The sequence below is a fragment of the Streptomyces sp. NPDC090127 genome (assembly GCF_044746945.1).
Lineage (GTDB): Bacteria > Actinomycetota > Actinomycetes > Streptomycetales > Streptomycetaceae > Streptomyces.
On sequence record NZ_JBIVDE010000003.1, the window covers coordinates 457142 to 475072 of the forward strand.

A 17931-nucleotide genomic window follows, 5' to 3' on the forward strand; every position below is an offset into this window, starting at 1 on the left:
TGTCCGGCCGATCATGCCGCTCGTCAGGCCGGCGCCCAGGGAGGCCGCGACGGGTGCCGTACAGACGAGCCGGGCTGAAGCGGTCGCGCTCGTGCAGCAGATCATGGATGCGGACTGTGCGTCCGGGGGACCTGGTTCGCTGCGTCGATCTTTCGGGTCGACGCAGCCAACAGCGGGGCGAGGAAGTCGCGTTCCAGGCTGCCCGGGGGCAACTCCTCGGGCTCGACATAGCTCTGCGCGAGCCCGCCCTCGCGCAGGGCGATGAGCATCCGGGCGAACCTGTCCGCGTCCACGGTCAGTTCGCGTCCCGCCCTGCGCAGTACGGCGGTCAGGCCCCGGGCGATCTCGGCCCGCAGCCGGGCGTCGTGCCGGGCGAGCACCCAGGCCGCCTGCCGGTCCCGGATCGCGTGCAGGGTGAACTCGGTGGTGACGAGATACCAGTCGCGCTCGTCCGGCTCGACACGGGAGGCGAGTTCGGCGAGCCGTTCCAGCGTGTAGTCCTCCGCGGCGAGGGTGTCGACGGCATCCGCGAGCCGCCGTACGGTCCGTTCGCTGTGCTCGTCGAAGAGGGCGAGGAAGAGCTCTTCCTTGCTGGCGAAGTTCGAGTAGTAGGCGCCCCGGGTGTAGCCGGCGCGGTCGCAGATCTGCTCGATGGAGGTGGCGTGGAAGCCGTGCTCGGCGAAGGTCTCCAGAGCGGCCTTGAGCAGGGCCGCCCTCGTCCGGGGCCGACGCTTGGTGACACCTTTCGGCACGGGTGGGCCCTCCTTCGGTCGTACGGCAGGCGCCCACGATACCGGCGGCTCTCGGAGGCACGGATCGGCGTCGGAAGATAAAATTCACGCATGGGACAGCGGCCCGTCGCGCCCGCCGCACCCGAGCTCGTCCTCGAGATCGACGGGGACGCAACCGTCATGAGTCCGAGCCGGGTCTACCGCATCGGGCGCGACCCCACCAGTGACATCGTCCTCGGCGACGACCGTACCTCTTGGCACCACGCGGTCCTGCGGACCGTCGGTGACCATTGGACGTTGGAGGACGAGGGCAGTACCAACGGAACCTTCGCGGACAGCCGTCGCATCGCCGTGCGCGAGGTCGGCCCGGGAACGGTCATCCGTTTCGGCCATCCCGGAGACGGCCCACGCGCCGTGCTCTCGGATACGGCCGCTCCAGCGCCACCGGCGGCCCCGCTGGCCCCGGCCGCTCCAGCGCCCCCGGCTGCCCCCGCCTCCCCCGTTCCCTCCGAGGCCGGGACGCCGGAGGCCGGGACGCCGGAGTCCGTGGTGCCCGAGCCCGTGGCGGCGGAGCCCGCGACGCCCGAGGCGCCGGCCCCCGCCACGGAGGCCCTGGCCGCCGCCGAGGCGGCAGGGGCTCCCGAAACGGCGTACGACGCTCCTGAAGCGTCCGAGGCCCTTGCCGCGCCGTCGGTGCAGGAGCCGAGGCCGGTGGCTCCCGTACGCCCGCCCGTACCGGGTCCCGAACCCCCGCCCCCGCCGCCGCCCCCCTCGCCGGCCCCCGAGCCGCCGGCTCCCGCGCCACCGCGTACCCCGCCACGGCCCTCCTCGGTCTCCCACCCGGCCCTGACCGGTACCTTCCGGCAGCCCACCTCGGTGCGGCCGCTGCCGACACGCACCGTGCGGATCGGCCGGGCCCCGGAGAACGACCTGGTCGTCGACGATCTCGTCGTCTCGCGGCGCCACGCCGAACTGCGCGCGAACCCGGACGGTACGTACTGGATCCAGGACCTCGGCAGTCACAACGGCACCTTCCTCAACGGCGCCCGCGTCGCCGAGGCCACCCGTGTGACGCCGGACGACATCGTCGGCGTCGGCCACTCCGCGTTCTGCCTCATCGGAGGGCAGCTGGTCGAGTTCACCGACACCGGCGAGGTCTCCCTCGACGTGCAGGACCTCGCCGTCACGGTCGACCACGGCAAGAAGACGCTCATGGAGGACGTGTCCTTCCCCGTCGGGCAGAAATGCCTGCTCGCGGTGGTCGGTCCGTCCGGCGCGGGCAAGTCGACGCTGCTCAACGCGCTCACCGGCCAGCGTCCGGCCGACCACGGCACGGTCCTCTACGACGGCCGGGACCTCTACGTCGACTACGCGGAGCTGCGCCAGCGCATCGGTCTCGTACCGCAGGACGACATCCTCCACCTGCAACTGACCGTACGGCGCGCCCTGACGTACGCCGCCGAGCTGCGCTTCCCCGAGGACACCGCGGCCGACGAGCGCCGGGCCCGGGTGGACGAGGTGATCCGGGAGCTGGGGCTCGTCGAGCGGGCCGAACAGCCCATCCACAGCCTCTCGGGCGGACAGCGCAAGCGGGTCAGCGTCGCGCTGGAACTGCTCACCAAGCCCTCGCTGCTCTTCCTCGACGAGCCCACCTCGGGGCTCGACCCCGGGATGGACCGCTCGGTGATGCACATGCTGCGAGGGCTTGCCGACGACGGCCGTACGGTCATCGTCGTCACGCACAGCGTGCTGAGCCTGGACGTCTGCGACCGGCTGCTCGTGCTGGCGCCCGGTGGCCGCGTCGCCTACTTCGGGCCGCCGGACGACACCCTGAACTTCTTCGGCTTCGAGGAGTGGCCGGAGGCGTTCGAGGCCTTCGAGACCGAACGCGGCCGCGACTGGGCGGGGCAGTACCGCTCCTCCCGGTTCCACCGGCAGTACGTCGCCGACGCCATGGACCGGCCGGGACAGGCCCGTTCCGGGGAGGTCCCGGATCCCGGGCCGCCGCCGAAGGCCCAGAGCTGGGGTTCCCAGCTCCGTACGCTGGTCCGGCGGTACGCGACGGCGCTCTCCGCCGACAAGACGTTCCTGGCGATCATGATCGCGCTGCCGTTCGTGATGGGCGCGATGGCCAGGGCCCTGTCGGAGGGCAACCTCAACCCCGAGTCGACGTTGAACGTCCTGCTCATCCTGTGCGTCGGCGGCGTCCTGACGGGGGCGGCCAACGCGGTACGGGAACTGGTGAAGGAACGCACGATCTATCGCCGGGAGAGAGCCGTCGGGCTGTCCCGCTCCGCGTACCTGATGTCGAAGGTGGTGGTGCTGGGTCTGATCACCGTCGTCCAGTCGGTGGTCCTGACGCTCGTCGCACTGATCGGCGTGCCCCTGAACGTCCCGGGTGGCAAGGGTGTGCTCATGCCGCCGCTCGTGGAGCTCACGCTCGCGGTCGCGCTGCTCTCCTTCACGGCGATGATGCTCGGTCTGTTCGTCTCCGCGCTGGTACGCAAGGAGGAGGTGACGATGCCGCTGCTCGTCCTCCTGGCCATCGTGCAGGTGGTCTTCTGCGGCGCGCTCCTCACCGTCACCGGGACGCCTGTCCTGGAACAGCTGGCGTGGCTGGTGCCCTCGCGGTGGGCGTTCGCGGCGATGGGAGCGACCATCGACATCGGGGCGACCGCGCCGAGCGACAAGACGACGGATCCCCTGATGGACCACACCCTGGGCGCCTGGCTGTTCGACATGGGGATGCTGGTGGTGCTCTGTGTCGTGCTCGGCTACCTGGTGGCGAGGCTGTTGCGGCGCCACGAGCCGGTGATCATGCGGAAGTAGCGGGCTTCGGATCCAGAATCCGATATCCGATATCCAGGATCCGATGTCCCCTCCGGAACAGTGAAGGCAGGCGGCCCATGGGCATCCCGGTCACTCCCCCGGTACCGGACGGCGTACCGGACTTCCGGCCGACGCACGTCGTGCCGCGAGACGGTCTGCCCGCCTGGGAGGCGCCGGATCCCGGCCTCGCGACCGTGCCCCTGGACGCCTTCCTGCCCGTGCAGCTCACGCAGCGGGTCGGCGACTGGGGCGAGGTCCTCTGCTCCAACGGCTGGTCCGCGTGGGTCGACGCCCGGCTGCTCGTCGCCGTACCGGTGGATCCGCCCGAGGCTCGTCAGCCGCTCGTGAGGACTGCCGATCCCCGCCCGTTGATCGCCCGGGCGGAGGAGTCGCTCGGACGGTACCGGCGGGCGGCGGAGGAGCTCGGGGCGGCCCGGGTCGACCGGGACACCTTCCAGCGGCGGACGCACGGACTGCGGGTGGGGATGGTGGTCGACGGCGAGGCGCTCTGGCTGTACGACGCGGAGCACGAACGCTGGGTGTACTGCGACGGTACGGCCCTGAACACGTACGCGGCCTCGGCCGGCCCGTCGATCGCCGCCCCCGTGCACGAGCCGACGCGGGTGGTGCCACGGCTCGAAGGCGAGGACGAGCGGGGTGCCGTGCCCGCAGGCCCGCCCCCCACCCGGATCGTGGACCAGGCGCAGCTGCCGGGTGAGGGCTGATGGGCGGCGGCGCGGCCCGGGACATGGATCTGCCGGCCGGCCGGGAGTCGGGGCTCATCGGCAAGCAGATCGCCGGATACCGGGTCGAGGCCGAGATCGGCCGCGGCGGGATGGCGGTCGTCTACCGGGCGCTCGACCTGCGGCTGGACCGGACGGTGGCGTTGAAGCTGCTGGCGCCCGAGTTGGCCCGCAACGACACCTTCCGCAAGCGGTTCGCGCACGAGTCGCGGGTCGCGGCCGCGATCGACCATCCGCACATCGTGCCGGTCTTCGAGGCGGGCGAGACGGAGGGCGTCCTGTACATCGCGATGCGCTTCGTCGCCGGACAGGACCTGCGGGCGCTCCTCGACCGCGAGGGCGCGCTCCCGCCGGTGAAGGCGGGCCGGATCGCCGTACAGGTGGCGTCGGCGCTGGACGCGGCGCACGCCCACGACCTGGTGCACCGGGACGTGAAGCCGGGCAACATCCTGGTCGCCGAGGGCACCGACGGCGACCATCCCGAGCATGTGTACCTCACGGACTTCGGGCTGACGAAGAAGTCCCTGTCGCTGACCGGTCTGACGACCGTCGGGCAGTTCGTGGGGACGCTGGACTATGTGGCGCCCGAGCAGATCTCGGGGAAGCCGGTGGACGGCCGTTGCGACGAGTACGGCCTGGCGTGCGTGGTCTACGAGACGCTCACGGGCGTGCCGCCGTTCCGTCGCGACGACGACATGGCGCTGCTCTGGGCCCATCAGTACGACCCGCCGCCCCCGCCGTCCGCCGAGCGGCCGGAACTGCCCGAGGCGGCGGACCAGGTGCTCGCGAAGGCGCTGGCGAAGGTGCCGGAGGAGCGGTACGGGACGTGCCTGGAGTTCGTCGCGTCGCTGCGGGCGGCCTTGGAACGGGGCGGTCCGGGGCCGGGCCCCGGCCCCGACGAGCGGGAGGACCCGAAACCACCGGCCCCGCCGCCCCCGCCGCCGGCCTGGGCCCGCCCGGTCTTCCGGGAGCCGCCCGAGTCCTGGTACTGAGCCGGTACGGCCCGGAACCGTCCCCACGGCTTGTCTCCCCCCACTGCCTGTTTCCGCTACCGCTACCGCTACCGCCGTGCCTCCGTGCCTCCGCTACCGCGTGTCTCGCTTGCCGCTTGCCTGCCCCGGGGTCGGTCCCGCCCCTGCGTCCGTCTCGCCCCGCCGGCGGACGCCGGAGGCGAGGAGCCCGCCCAGGAAGCCGGTGACGAGCCCCCAGAGCAGGGCGAGGCCCGCGATCTTCCACACGTCGGGCCGCAGCACGACCCGGCCGCCGAGCGATTCGAGGTCGCCGATGCCGAGGATGGAGAGCCCGAAGCGCGCCTCGACGAGCGTGACGGGCGCGACGACCAGCATGGTCAGGGCGAACGCGACGCCGAGGTGGAGGGCGTGCTGCCAGAGCCGGGTGCGGGCGGGCGAGCGCACGGCGGCCACGAAGGCCACCGCCAGGACGAGGAGGGCCGCCACCGGCAGCAGCCACCAGGCCCGGGAGTCGTACGAGGCGAGGGAGGAGAGGTCCACCGTCGAGAGGCCCTGGGTGTCGGTGCGGAGCACCGAGTCGAGGATCGGGGGCATCGGCAGCCCGAACGGCCCCTGGACCGTGCCCTGCCAGGAACCGCCGATGCCGACCCCGAGGGCGAGCCAGCTGATGTTGGGCAGGCCGAGCAGGACGACGGCGAACGTCTCGGCCGCGTGGCCTCGCGTGGCGGCCACGACGAACCCGACGACGAGGCCGATGACGACGTACGCGAGGAGCAGGAGCAGCATCGCGGAGGCGACCGGGCGCACGGCCTGGTGGTAGCGGACCAGGCGGGACGGGAGCGGGGTGCCGCGCGAGACCAGCAGCGCGATCAGCAGCACGCCGAGGATCCACAGGAGTCCGTAGAGCAGGGTGGGGCCGAGCTCGGTGCGGAATCCGACGGTGGGGTTCACCGCTTCGAGGAGTTCGCCGAACAGGTCGGACATCGGGTCCTGGTCCTGGCTCTGGCCGCCGGGGATGGTGACGGGGAAGTCGCGGCGGGCGAGGGCGGAGAGTGCGGCGAGCGCGGCCAGCCAGAGCAGCACCGTGCGGCCGGCGCGGGCGAGGAGGTCGCGGGTCCGGGCGACGGCGTGGTGGCGGAGCGGGAGGAGGAAACAGAAGCCGGTGACCAATGCGCCCACCAGAGTGACGGTGAGGGGCATGGCGGTCAGTTCGGCGTTCGTACCGGCGAGCGCGCTCGCGTCGCCGGACAGGTCGATCTTGCCGCCGACGGCCATGACGACGACCGCCGCGACGACGTTCACGAAGCCGCCGGGCAGGTCGCCGGCGCCGGCGGCCCAGAGGCCCAGCGCGGCGACGACGGCCATCGCGAGGAACCCGGCGAGAACGGCCGCCAGGGCCTCGCCCCAATGGCGGGCGATGGTCCCGGTGTCGTGCGCCGGGCGGGACGTGGTGGGGAGCCGACTGCTCACGGTCACCACGCTAGTACCGGTCGACGGCGCCCGCAGGGCCTGTGGGGTCCGTCCGCTTGCGGGCGGACCCCGTTCCGCGCACACAATGGGCGCGGAACGGAAGAAAGGGAAAAATGTGACTTCCCACCCGCCGTCCGGCCGCCCCTCGGTTCCTCCTTCAGGTCCGCCTTCGGGCCCCCTCTCGGGCCCGAGCACCACCCCGGGGCAGGCCGGCCCCCCACCACCCCCCGGACCGCCGCACGGCGGCTCGGGGGGCGGTTCCGGCAGGTCCGGGGGCGGCGGTACGGGCGGCGGTGCGTCCGGCGGCCCGGGCGAAGGCGGTGGCGGAGGCCCCTGGTGGCGGTCCGTCCCGAAGGTCGCCTCGGTCGCGGCGGTGCTGGTCGCCGCGGTGGCCCTGGTGGTCGTCCTCACCCGCCCGGACGGCAACGGCGGTGACGGTGGCGGGGCCGGCGGCGAGGTGTTCCTGCAGAACGCCTCGGCGGCCGGTCCCGATCCCTTCACCAAGTCGACGGCCCGCGCGTCCGACGCCTCGCAGTCGCCCGCGCCTCTGCCCAGCCCCACCCGTTCGGCGGACGCCTCCGCCACGCGCACGGTGTCGGGCTCCGCGGCGGGCCTGTACGGCGGCACACGGAACGCGGCGAGCTGCGACGTCGAGCAACAGGTGCGCTATCTGGCCGACTCGCCCGCCAAGAACGCGGCCTTCGCCTCGGTCCAGGGCATCTCCGCCAACGAGGTGCCCGGCTATCTGCGCTCCTTGACCCCGCTTCAGCTCCGGGTCGACACCCGGGTGACCAACCACGGGTTCCGGGACGGGGCCGCCACCACCTACCAGGCGACCCTCCAGGCGGGTACGGCCGTACTCGTCGACGACCGCGGTGTGCCCCGGGCGCGCTGCGCCTGCGGCAATCCGTTGACCCCGCCGGTCGCCCAGAAGAACCCGAAGACGACGGGGGCCAAGTGGCCCGGCTATCAGCCCTCCCAGGTGGTCGTCGTGCAGCCGTCGGTGACCGTGGTGAACGTCTTCGTCGTGTACGACCCCGAGACCGACGGCTGGTTCGCCCGCGAGCCGGGCGACACGGGGAAGCAGGACAAGCCGACGACCCCGCCGACGGCTCCCCCGTCGCCCTCCGTGTCGGACTCGGTGACCGACTCCCCCAGCTCGGAGTCCCCGTCGTCGCCGTCCTCGCCCCCCTCGTCCCCGGAATCTCCGCGGTCGCCCGACTCCCCCGATTCCCCGGACTCCCCGGATTCCCCCCCGCCACCCGAGTCGCCCGACTCTCCCGACTCGCCGGAGGCGCCGCAGCCGGAGTCGGAACCGGCCTCGGGCGGCACGTCGAACGGCACGGCCTCCGACGTGGAGAGCCCGCCGGCGCCCGTCAGCCCGGTCTCCCCGGCGCCCGCGCCGCAGGCCGGGTCGCAGACCTCCGCAGCCGGCTCGGCCGCTCGGCCGGTCCTCTGAGGCGGGCGACGCAGCGGCCTGATGAGATACAGCATTTCGGATCCAGCGGATCGGATCCAGCAGATCGGATCCAGTCTTGTGGATCCCCAGGGAGCCGAGCCCAGGGGAAATCGAGATGCCTCGACCCTCCGATCTGTGTACGGTCCACCGAGTGGAACCTCTCACCGACCAACAGATCCGCTCGTCGTTCGTGAACTGCACGAAGGGTGAGGCCGGCCGGCTCAAGCTGCCGCTGGACTTCGCCGAGCTCCCCTGGCAGGACCTCGACTTCCTCGGCTGGGTCGACCCGGGCGCGCCGTTGCGCGCGCACCTCGTCGTGCCCCGCGAGGACGGCCCGCTCGGCATCTCCCTGCGGGTGCCCGGCGCGAGCCGTACCAGCGCGGTCAAGTCGAGCCTGTGCCAGGTCTGCCTGACGGGGCACGCCTCGTCGGGCGTGACCCTGCTGGCGGCGCCGCTGGCCGGTGCCCGCGGGCGCGAGGGGAACACGGTCGGCATCTACATCTGCGCGGACCTCGCCTGTTCCCTGTACGTCCGCGGCAAGCGCCAGCCCAAGCTGCGGGCCGGCCGGCAGGAGGAGTCTCTGACGGCCGAGGGGCGCATCGAGCGGATGACGGCGAACCTGGACGCGTTCCTCGCCAAGGTGACGGCCGGTTAGAACGCGGGCGCCGCGTCAGCGGTGGCGGGGCGTGTCGGGCGTGCGGGCGTGCGGGCGTGCGGGTCAGCGGAAGGCCTGCTCGCCCGTGAGCGCCTTGCCGATGACCAGGGAGTGGACCTCGCTGGTGCCCTCGTAGGTGAGGACCGACTCCAGGTTGTTGGCGTGACGCAGCACGGGGTATTCGAGGGTGATGCCGTTGGCGCCGAGGACGGTGCGGCACTCGCGGGCGATGGCGATGGCCTCCCGTACGTTGTTCAGCTTGCCCACGCTGACCTGCTCGGGCGTGAGGCCGCCGGCCTCCTTGAGGCGTCCCAGGTGGAGGGCGAGCAGCATGCCCTTGCCGAGCTCTACGGACATGTCCGCGAGCTTCTGCTGCGTCAGCTGGTAGGAAGCGAGCGACCGTTCGAAGACGATGCGGTCGCGGGCGTACGCGATCGTGGTCTCCAGACAGTCCCTGGCGGCGCCCAGGGCGCCGAACACGATGCCGAACCGCGCCTCGTTGAGGCAGCCGAGCGGGCCCGACAGTCCACGCGCCTCGGGGAGCAGGGCGTCGGCCGGCAGCCGGACGTCCTCCAGGACCAGTTCACTGGTGACGCTCGCCCGCAGCGACAGCTTCTGCTTGATCTCGGGGGCGCTGAAGCCGGGGGTGCCTGCGGGGACGAGGAAACCCCGGACGCCTTCGTCGGCACGGGCCCACACGACGGCGACATCGGCGACCGAGCCGTTGGTGATCCACATCTTGGTGCCGTTGAGCACCCAGTCGTCGCCGTCCCGTCGGGCGCGGGTGCGCATGGCTCCGGGATCCGATCCCGCGTCGGGCTCGGTGAGCCCGAAGCAGCCGATGTACTCGCCGGCCGCCATGCCGGGCAGCCACCGCTGCTTCTGCTCCTCCGAGCCGTACTTCCAGATCGCGTACATCGCGAGGGAGCCCTGTACGGAGACGAGGCTGCGCAGGCCGGAGTCGACGGCCTCCAGCTCCAGGCAGGCCAGTCCGTACGCGACGGCGCCGGTGCCCGCGCAGCCGTAGCCCTCCAGGTGCATGCCGAGGACGCCGACGCCGCCGAGCTGCCGGGCGAGTTCGCGGGCGGGGATGGCGCCCTGCTCGAACCAGCCGGCCACATGGGGGCGGAGTTCCTTGTCGGCCATGGTGCGCACGGTCCGGCGGATCTCCCGCTCCTCGTCCGTCAGCAGGCCGTCGATCGCCAGCAGATCGAAGGGGTGGACGGGGGACGACTTCGACGCGGGCGACGGCTGCTGCTGCGACTGCGGCGACGACTTCACGGACGGCCTCCAGGCTGGTGCGGCGATGCGGCGTGCCGAGCGTAGCCGCAGATCGGATTTTGGATCCAGTATTGAATATCTGATCTCCGATCCCTACGTTCACAGGGGATCCGATCACCGACGGAGGAGAGCGGGATGCGCGCAGATCAGCGGGAATCGTCCGCACCCGGCGCCCTGTCCGGGATCGTCGTCGCCGACTTCGGGCGTGTCCTCGCCGGGCCGTACATGACCATGCTCCTCGCCGACCTCGGCGCCGATGTCATCAAGATCGAGCGGCCCGGCTCGGGAGACGACACGCGCGCGTGGGGCCCCCCTTTCGCCGACGGCGAGGCCACGTACTTCCTCGGGGTGAACCGGAACAAGCGTTCCGTCGCCCTGGATCTGACCGATCCCGCCGACCGGGCCGCGGCCCGCGCCATCGTCGACCGGGCCGACGTCCTCGTGGAGAACTTCCGGCCCGGCACGATGGAGAAGCTCGGTCTCGGCTACGAGGACGTGCGCGCGGCCAACCCGGGGCTCGTCTACTGCTCGGTGACCGGTTTCGGTGCCGCCGAGGGCGCCCACCTGCCCGGCTACGACCTGCTCGTCCAGGCGATGGGCGGGCTGATGAGCGTGACCGGTGAGCCGGGCGGGCCGGGGACGAAGGCGGGCGTCGCCCTCGTCGACGTCATCACCGGCCTCCACGCCGGCCTCGGCATCATGGCCGCGCTGCGGCACCGGGAGCGTACGGGCGAGGGACAGCGGGTCGAGGTCTCGCTGCTGACCTCCCTGCTCTCCGCGCTCACCAACCAGTCGGCCGCCCACCTCGGCGCCGGCGTCGTCCCGCGCGCCCTGGGCAACCGGCATCCGAGCATCGCTCCGTACGAGGTGTTCGAGGCCCGGGACCGGCCGCTGGTGCTCGCCGTCGGCAACGACCGCCAGTTCCGCGCCCTCTGCGTCCGGCTCGGGCTGCCCGCGCTCGCCGACGACGCGCGGTTCGCCACCAACCCGGCCCGCGTCGCGCACCGCGAGGAGCTGGTCGCGGCGCTGCGGGGTCCGCTCGCCGAGCGGACCGCCGACAGCTGGTTCGAGGAACTCACGGCCGCGGGAGTTCCCTGCGGCCCGATCAACGATCTCGCCGCCGCCTTCGACCTCGCCGACCGCCTGGGCCTTGCGCCCCGTGTCCCGGCCGACGCGGCCGGTCCGGCCCAGGTCGTCAACCCGCTGACGCTCGGCCTCACCCCTGCCTCGTACCGCGCCGCGCCCCCGCGTCTCGGCGAGCACACCGCCTCCGTGCTCCGGGAGCTCGGGCGGGATCCGGGCGCGCCGTAGGAAGATATACGGATCATGACCCGCGCGGGCGCGGGCCGACCGACGCAGGAACGACGGAAGGGGCACAGGCGATGAGCAGCGCGGTGCGGAAGGGGCGGCCGCCGACCGCCCAGCAGTTCGTCCTCAAGGAGCTGCGGCGCGCGATCACCGCCGGGGAGCTGCGGCCCGGCGGGCAGATCCGCCAGGACGCGCTCGCCGCCCGGCTCGACGTCAGCCGCGTGCCCCTGCGCGAGGCGCTGAAGATCCTGGAGGGCGAGGGCCTCGTCGTCCACCACATCCACCGGGGCTACTTCGTCGCCGAGTTGTCCCTCGCGGACCTGGAGGAGGTCTACCGGATCCGGCAGTTGCTGGAGACCGAGGCGGTCCGCATGGGTGTCCGGCGGGCCGAGGAGGGGCTGCTCGCCTCCCTGGAGAAGACCCAGCGGGAGGTGGAACGGGCCGCCGACGACGGGGACGTGACCGCGATGGCCGCGGCCAACCGCCGCTTCCACTTCGCCCTCGTCGAGGCGTCCGAAATGCCGCGCCTGGTCCGCCTCATCACCACCCTGTGGGACGCCACCGACGCCTATCGCTCGCTGTACTACACCGAGTTGCCGAACCGGGAGCTGGCGGTGCGCGAGCACCGTGCGGTCATCTCGGCGGTGCGCCACGGGGACGAGGACGCCGTGGTGCGCGCGCTCGACGAGCACCGCGTCAACGCGGTCGCGGCTCTGCGCGAGGTCCTCGACCTGGAGTGAGCCCCGCCCGGGCCGGAGTCGCACCCGGCACCGGAGTCCGGACACCGAGCCCGGACACCCGAGCCCGGCGCGTGACGACCTGCACCCGACAGTCGTCGCGCGCCCACTCCCGTCCGAAGCATTGACAGGGTCATCACACGCTCACCATTCTGAGAGCGCTCTCAAAGCCCTCGCCTCCCCCACTCCCGAGGAGCCCCATGCGTTCGCATCGCCGTCGCCGCAGTCTCGCGACCCTCGCGCCCGTCACCGCCGCCGCTCTGCTCGGCACCGCCGTCACCCTCGTCGGACCCTCCCCCACGGTCCAGGCCGCCACTACGCGGGCCGCCGCCGTACCGGCGACGATCCCGCTCACGTTCAAGAACAACTCCGGCCGTTCCGACCAGATATACGTCTACAACCTCGGCACCGAGCTCTCGACCGGCCGTCAGGGCTGGGCGGACGCGAACGGCACCTTCCACCCCTGGCCGGCCGGCGGCTCCGTACCCGTACCGGCGCCCGACGCCTCCATCGCGGGACCGGCGCAGGGGCAGTCCATGACGATCCGCCTGCCGAAGTTCTCCGGCCGGGTCTACTTCAGCTACGGCCAGAAGCTCGTCTTCAAGCTGGCCACCGGTGGTCTGGTGCAGCCCGCCGTCCAGAACCCGAGCGACCCCAACCGGAACATCCTCTTCAACTGGTCCGAGTACACGCTCAACGACGCGGGACTCTGGATCAACAGCACCCAGGTCGACATGGTCTCGGCCCCGTACGCGGTCGGCGTCAAGCGCCCCGACGGGAGCGTCGCCACCACGGGCCGGCTCAAGCCCCGGGGCTATCGCAACTTCCTGGACTCCCTGCGCGGCCAGCCCGGCGGCTGGGCGAACCTCATCCAGACCCGGTCCGACGGTACCGTCCTGCGCGCCCTGGCACCGGGGCACGGCATCGAGGCGGGCGCCCTGCCCGCGAACGTGATGGACGACTACATCAACCGCGTCTGGACGAAGTACTCCTCCTCCACCCTGACGGTGACGCCGTTCGCGAACCAGCCGGCCGTGAAGTACTTCGGCCGCGTCTCCGGCAACGTCATGAACTTCACCAACAGCGCGGGCACCGTCGTCACCTCGTTCCAGAAGCCCGACTCCGACAGCGTGTTCGGCTGCTACAAGCGGCTCGACGCGCCCAACGACCAGGTGCGGGGCCCCATCTCCCGTACGCTCTGCGCGGGTTACAACCGGTCCACCCTCCTCACCAACCCGAACCAGCCGGACACTTCCGCCGCCGGCTTCTACCAGGACGCGGTGACCAACCACTACTCGCGCAAGATCCACGCGCAGATGGTGGACGGCAAGGCGTACGGATTCGCCTTCGACGACGTCGGCGCCCACGAGTCGCTGGTCCACGACGGCGACCCGCGGGAGGCGTACGTCACGCTCGACCCGTTCGACTAGGCCGCCGTCTCCCGCTCCCCTGAATCGTCCGTGTCCACGGCGGTCCCGCTCCGTGAGGGATCATGGGCAAAGGAGCGGGAGAAGGGACGTAACGGACGATGCGCAACCGCAGTGTCGCCGACCTGATGACGCCGACCGCGGTGGCCGTACAGCCGGGGACGCCGTTCAAGGAGATCGCGCGGCTGCTCGACGAGTACGGCATCACCGCGGTGCCGGTGGTCGACGAGGCCAACCGGCCGATCGGAGTGGTCTCGGAGGCGGATCTGCTGCGCCGCCACGCCGCCAAGGACGGCCCGAGCACGGCCGCGGCGATGATGTCGAGCCCCGTGGTGGTGGCCCGCCCGTCCTGGACGGCGGTGGAGGCGGCGCGGCTGATGGAACGGCACCGCGTGAAGCGGCTGCCGGTGGTGGACGCGGGCGGACACCTCATCGGGGTGCTCAGCCGGAGCGATCTGCTGCAGCTCTTCCTGCGGCGCGACCGGTCGATCCAGGAGGAGATCCTGGAGGACGTGGTCATCCGGATCCTCCGCCACTCCCCCGCCGCGCTCCACGTGGACGTGGACGAGGGCCGGGTCACGCTCAGCGGCACGCTGGAGCGCCGGAGCCTCGCACCCGTCTTCGTCCGGCTCTGCGAGAGCGTGGACGGCGTCGTGGAGGTCGTGGACCGGTTGACGTACGAGGACGAGGAGGAGGCCGACGCCGAGGGCGGCGACGTGGCCGCCCCCGGCCCCGGGGTCTGAGACGGCGCCGGGCCCGTCGGCGGGAAGCCGACGGGCCCGGTGCGCTCGGCGGTCCGGTCAGGAGACCGCCTCCGGCCACCCGTATCCGGGGCCGGTGTGCTGCGGTACGGTCCCCGCGCCCACCGCCTCCATCTCCCGGTTGGCCTCGCGCATCAGCTGACCGGCCAGGTCCTTCATGGCCCGGCTCGCGGCGAGCTCGTCACCGATCGCCGGAACGTCCGCGTCCGACGGGTTGCACCGTGCGGTGCCGTGGCCGGTGAGGGTCGACGTACCGGTGTTGAGATGCGCCGCGGCCTTGGTCCTGCCATCCTCTTCGACCAGTTCCAGGCCGACCGTCCACTCCAGTGTCCGTGACATGGTCTGCCTCCTCGCGCCGTCGGAACGCGTGACACCACCGCGCGTCCCTGCCTACCTTCCAGGATCCATCCACGCGCGCGTGAGCGCGCGCCGAGGCGGGCCGCCGTGCGTCAGCCCTTGACCCGGACCCGGTTCAGGGGCGCCGGGGCGATCTCCTTGTGGGCCCTGAGGTACTCCACGAAGCTCTCGTGGTCGGCGCCGTTACGGACAGGGGCGGTGTAGCCGGCGAAGGCGGTGTAGCCGTCGGCGCCGATGACGGTGTAGGCGAGCGCCGCCACCCGGTAGGTCCCCGCGGGGTGCAGCGGCAGGCCGTTGATCCGTACGTCCCCGGCGGCGACGCGGTCGCCGACCGGGCGCGACGGGTCGTAGCTGTACGAGACGTTGCGCGACACGGCGAGGGGGGCGAACTTCACCGTCCCGTCGGCCTGCTTCTGCCACTGCTGTTCGAGTATCGCGTCCAGCTGACGTCCCTTCACACCGACGGTGAGGACGGGGTTTCCGTAGCCGTAGGCGTTCCAGGACTCGCCGAACAGGATGCGGCCGTCCGCGTCGGCGGGGTGGCTTCCCTTGGCGTACGGGAGGTCGGCGCGGACCGCGGCGCTGCCTCGGGCGGGCTGAGCGGCGATCAGGGCCAGATCGGCCTTGCCCGCGGGGGTCCGGTTGGCGTTCCAGTACTGGACGTCGGCGAAGAGGTCGGCCGCCGTGCTCTCGCCCGCGGCGTTCGCCGCCCGGGTGAAGGGGCCGGTCTGGGTGGCGAGCGGTTCGGCGAAGCGCTCGGCACCGCGCGCGGCCCAGTGGTCGACGATCTTCTTCATCTCGGGGTCCGGGGCCACGTCACGCGTGACCGCGTGGTTGACGGAGCGGGTGCGGTCGCGGAGGACCTCGCCGCTCCTCGGATCGATGGCCAGGTTGATCTCGTTGATCAGGGCGCCGTGGTTGCCCGTCTCGACGACCGGGCGCGGAACGCCGGCCGGGTCGGGCACCATGCAGTTGAAGCGCGAGTGCCAGTCCCCGGTGACGACCGCGTCGATCTCCGCCGTGACCTTCTTCGCGAGGTCGATCACCGGCCCGTAGGCGGAGTCGCACGCGTTGTACCCGGAGGTCGCGGCGGACTTCGGCGAACCGCCCTCGTGCACGTTGAGGACGATGGCCTCGACGCCACGGCGCTTGAGGTCCTTGGCGTAGCGGTCGATGGTCGTCGCCTGGTCCAGGGCCCGCAGGCCCGGCTGGTAGGAGGTCGACCCGGTGACGGTGGCCTGCGTGGTGGTGGAGATGAAGCCGACCGGGACCCGCTTGCCGTTCGCGGCCTCGAACCACTCGATGCGGTACGGGTCCACGATCCGCTGCCCGGTCCTGGCGTCGACGATGTTGCCGGTCAGGAAGTCGAAGTCGGCGCCGTGGAAGCGGCGTCCGGTGGAGTCCGTGAAGCAGCTGTCCACTCCGACCGTGCCGAAGCAGTCGCCGTTCGCCATGTGGTCGACGAGGAAGCTCCGGTCCACGTCCAGCTCGTGGTTGCCCACGGCCGTGAAGCGCAGCCCGAGCTTGTTGAGGACCTCGATCGTGGGCTCGTCCTGGAAGGCGTCCACTTCGAAGGGCCAGCCGGAGAAGTTGTCACCGGTGGAGAAGAAGACGGAGTTCGTGTGCCCGGAGCGCAACCGGTCCAGATGGGTGGAGAGGTAGGCGGCGCCGCCGACGGTCACCGACGCCCCGCCTCCCGCGGGGATCTGTCCGCCTTGTCCGGCTGTGGGCGGCTGGAGGTAGCCGTGGAAGTCGGTGATGCTGAGGAGTTGGACGTCGAGGGGGTCGTCTGCGGAGGCCGGTGAGACGGAGAGGGCGCCGCCGACGAGGGCGGTGCCCACGGCGATGACACCGATCCGGCGAAGGACGTTTCTCAAGGCGATGACTCCTTCGGAGGGGGACGAGCAGACTCATCTCAACTCCTGTCGGTGTCACGACTGTGAACGTCGAACAGCGCTCCACGGCATGGGACATGACCGGACTTCATCGCAGCGCGGCCGATTCCGTCATGTGCGGAAACGAGCCCCTTCCGCCACTGATTCGTCCTTGCGCACGGCATGTGCGCGCGGCGGCGGCAGGGGCGGCAGCGCCGACTCGACGTCGTCCAGGGCGCGCCGGGCGGCCTCGATCCGCTCGCGCAGCCGCGCCTCGTCCCATCCGTCTCCGATGCCGGCCCGCGCGCCGGAGGCCGTCGCCCGCTCCGCCTGCTTCGCCGCGGCCTCGTCCTCCGCCGCTTCGAGCTTCTCGATCTCGCGCGCCTCCTCCAGCGAGTTGATCACGACACCGATGAGGACGTTGACGAGGACGAAGGAGGCGATGAGGACGTACGAGACGTAGTAGAGGAAACTCCACCGCGAGATCTCCAGGCCCGCGTGGACCGCCTCACCGAGCCCGTCGAGGGTCATCAGGAGGAAGAGGGTGAGGACGGCCCGGCCGATCGAGCCGAAGTGCTCCGGGTCGTGCCCGGCGAAGAAGACCCAGCCGACCATCGCGTACACGTACAGCAGCAGCGCTCCGACCAGCAGGAAGCTGGCCGTGCCTGGCAGGCTGCGGCCGACCGCGACGAGGACGATCCGCAGCTGCGGCAGGAAGCGCGCGGCACGCAGCACGCGGGCGAGGCGGAGCAGCCGCAGGATCGTGGAGTTCTCGCGGGCGGCCGGGACGCAGGCGGCGAGGACGACGACCAGGTCGAAGAGGTTCCAGGGGTCACGGAAGAAGTCCCCGGGCCGGGCGGCGTGCGCTCCGACGCGCAGGACCATCTCCGTCGCGAACGCGGCCAGGAAGAGGTGTTCGACGGTGCTGAGCTCGGTGTGCCAGCGGGCGGTGACACCGGCGTACGTCTCCACTCCCAGGACCACGGCGTTGCCGAGGATGAGGAGGAAGACGCCGGTGGCGAACCAGCGGGCCTCGGTGATCTCGCGGCATCGTTCCGCCACGCGCACCCGAAGGTCCCGGTGGCTACGGCCCACCACGGCGGACTGGTCCGGCATCTCGGCGCTCCTCGATTCGTTGAACCATGCTCTGGTGTTCCAACGGCGCCGACGCGCAAGGGTTCTGGTCCCGGAGCGCGAGGGTTGCGGTCCCGAAGCCGGCGGGTCGCGGTCCCGAAGCGCGAGGGTCGCGGTCCCGGAGCGCGAGGGTCGCGGTCCCGGAGCGCGAGGGTCGCGGTCCCGGCCGGCCCGTGGCCCGTCTCCCGCAAAGT

The 17931-nt window shown here is 72.0% G+C and carries 15 protein-coding genes; 9 read left to right on the forward strand and 6 right to left on the reverse strand.

The features are described from left to right. Positions 1-101 precede the first annotated feature (101 nt). Complete coding sequence (locus ACIPPS_RS13135) at positions 102-752, reverse strand: TetR/AcrR family transcriptional regulator (protein WP_401430389.1); 651 nt, start codon at positions 750-752, stop codon at positions 102-104. Between the two features lie 90 nt (positions 753-842). Between ACIPPS_RS13135 and ACIPPS_RS13140 the strand changes: the two genes are divergently transcribed. The 3 genes from ACIPPS_RS13140 (at position 843) to ACIPPS_RS13150 (ending at position 5295) form a co-directional block, all read left to right on the forward strand. Beyond that, on the forward strand, positions 843-3560 hold the full coding sequence (locus ACIPPS_RS13140; protein WP_401430391.1) for an FHA domain-containing protein: 2718 nt from the start codon (positions 843-845) through the stop codon (positions 3558-3560). Between the two features lie 77 nt (positions 3561-3637). Further along, positions 3638-4285: a hypothetical protein gene (locus tag ACIPPS_RS13145; RefSeq protein WP_401430393.1), complete on the forward strand. Its 648-nt coding sequence runs from the start codon at positions 3638-3640 to the stop codon at positions 4283-4285. Next, entirely contained in the window at positions 4285-5295 is a 1011-nt protein-coding gene (locus ACIPPS_RS13150) for a serine/threonine-protein kinase (protein ID WP_401430395.1), read from the forward strand. The genes ACIPPS_RS13145 and ACIPPS_RS13150 overlap by 1 nt, the downstream gene beginning before the upstream one ends. Positions 5296-5388: 93 nt before the next feature. On the opposite strand, the gene ACIPPS_RS13155 is transcribed toward ACIPPS_RS13150, so the two are convergent. Then, positions 5389-6744, reverse strand: coding sequence for a streptophobe family protein (locus tag ACIPPS_RS13155; protein ID WP_401430397.1), 1356 nt, complete (start codon positions 6742-6744; stop codon positions 5389-5391). A 115-nt stretch (positions 6745-6859) separates the two neighbouring features. On the opposite strand from ACIPPS_RS13155, the gene ACIPPS_RS13160 reads away from it, so the two are divergent. Continuing rightward, entirely contained in the window at positions 6860-8203 is a 1344-nt protein-coding gene (locus tag ACIPPS_RS13160) for a DUF6777 domain-containing protein (RefSeq protein WP_401430399.1), read from the forward strand. A gap of 115 nt (positions 8204-8318) precedes the next feature. Continuing rightward, complete coding sequence (locus ACIPPS_RS13165) at positions 8319-8858, forward strand: FBP domain-containing protein (RefSeq protein ID WP_401430401.1); 540 nt, start codon at positions 8319-8321, stop codon at positions 8856-8858. A 63-nt stretch (positions 8859-8921) separates the two neighbouring features. On the opposite strand, the gene ACIPPS_RS13170 is transcribed toward ACIPPS_RS13165, so the two are convergent. Beyond that, positions 8922-10067 carry an acyl-CoA dehydrogenase family protein gene (locus ACIPPS_RS13170; protein WP_401431402.1) on the reverse strand — a complete coding sequence of 382 codons (1146 nt, stop codon included), beginning with the start codon at positions 10065-10067 and terminating at the stop codon, positions 8922-8924. Positions 10068-10274: 207 nt separating this feature from the next. Here ACIPPS_RS13170 and ACIPPS_RS13175 point away from each other — a divergent pair, with 207 nt between their 5' ends. The 4 genes from ACIPPS_RS13175 to ACIPPS_RS13190 all read left to right on the forward strand — a co-directional run bounded on the left by ACIPPS_RS13175 (position 10275) and on the right by ACIPPS_RS13190 (position 14354). Continuing rightward, a complete protein-coding gene (locus tag ACIPPS_RS13175) occupies positions 10275-11450 on the forward strand; it encodes a CaiB/BaiF CoA transferase family protein (RefSeq protein ID WP_401430403.1) in 1176 nt (391 codons plus the stop codon). Positions 11451-11521: 71 nt separating this feature from the next. After that, positions 11522-12187 carry a GntR family transcriptional regulator gene (locus tag ACIPPS_RS13180; protein WP_401430405.1) on the forward strand — a complete coding sequence of 222 codons (666 nt, stop codon included), beginning with the start codon at positions 11522-11524 and terminating at the stop codon, positions 12185-12187. Between the two features lie 197 nt (positions 12188-12384). Further along, complete coding sequence (locus tag ACIPPS_RS13185) at positions 12385-13614, forward strand: glycoside hydrolase family 64 protein (RefSeq protein ID WP_401430407.1); 1230 nt, start codon at positions 12385-12387, stop codon at positions 13612-13614. A gap of 98 nt (positions 13615-13712) precedes the next feature. Beyond that, complete coding sequence (locus ACIPPS_RS13190; RefSeq protein WP_401430409.1) at positions 13713-14354, forward strand: CBS domain-containing protein; 642 nt, start codon at positions 13713-13715, stop codon at positions 14352-14354. A 57-nt stretch (positions 14355-14411) separates the two neighbouring features. Here ACIPPS_RS13190 and ACIPPS_RS13195 read toward each other — a convergent pair whose 3' ends face one another. From ACIPPS_RS13195 to ACIPPS_RS13205, 3 genes are all read right to left on the reverse strand, one after another. Next, positions 14412-14711: a DUF1876 domain-containing protein gene (locus ACIPPS_RS13195; RefSeq protein ID WP_401430411.1), complete on the reverse strand. Its 300-nt coding sequence runs from the start codon at positions 14709-14711 to the stop codon at positions 14412-14414. A 110-nt stretch (positions 14712-14821) separates the two neighbouring features. Continuing rightward, positions 14822-16606, reverse strand: a complete 1785-nt coding sequence (locus ACIPPS_RS13200) for a bifunctional metallophosphatase/5'-nucleotidase (protein ID WP_401430413.1) — start codon at positions 16604-16606, stop codon at positions 14822-14824. A 129-nt stretch (positions 16607-16735) separates the two neighbouring features. After that, positions 16736-17719: an ion transporter gene (locus ACIPPS_RS13205; protein WP_401430415.1), complete on the reverse strand. Its 984-nt coding sequence runs from the start codon at positions 17717-17719 to the stop codon at positions 16736-16738. Between the last annotated feature and the right edge of the window lie 212 nt (positions 17720-17931).

Bases quoted from the DNA above. Each gene is read 5' to 3' on its own strand.
- ACIPPS_RS13140 (WP_401430391.1), top strand. From the start codon at position 843: ATGGGACAGCGGCCCGTCGCGCCCGCCGCACCCGAGCTCGTCCTCGAG.
- ACIPPS_RS13145 (WP_401430393.1), top strand. From the start codon at position 3,638: ATGGGCATCCCGGTCACTCCCCCGGTACCGGACGGCGTACCGGACTTC.
- ACIPPS_RS13150 (WP_401430395.1), top strand. From the start codon at position 4,285: ATGGGCGGCGGCGCGGCCCGGGACATGGATCTGCCGGCCGGCCGGGAG.
- ACIPPS_RS13165 (WP_401430401.1), top strand. From the start codon at position 8,319: ATGCCTCGACCCTCCGATCTGTGTACGGTCCACCGAGTGGAACCTCTC.
- ACIPPS_RS13175 (WP_401430403.1), top strand. From the start codon at position 10,275: ATGCGCGCAGATCAGCGGGAATCGTCCGCACCCGGCGCCCTGTCCGGG.
- ACIPPS_RS13180 (WP_401430405.1), top strand. From the start codon at position 11,522: ATGAGCAGCGCGGTGCGGAAGGGGCGGCCGCCGACCGCCCAGCAGTTC.
- ACIPPS_RS13185 (WP_401430407.1), top strand. From the start codon at position 12,385: ATGCGTTCGCATCGCCGTCGCCGCAGTCTCGCGACCCTCGCGCCCGTC.
- ACIPPS_RS13190 (WP_401430409.1), top strand. From the start codon at position 13,713: ATGCGCAACCGCAGTGTCGCCGACCTGATGACGCCGACCGCGGTGGCC.
- ACIPPS_RS13195 (WP_401430411.1), bottom strand. From the start codon at position 14,711: ATGTCACGGACACTGGAGTGGACGGTCGGCCTGGAACTGGTCGAAGAG.
- ACIPPS_RS13205 (WP_401430415.1), bottom strand. From the start codon at position 17,719: ATGCCGGACCAGTCCGCCGTGGTGGGCCGTAGCCACCGGGACCTTCGG.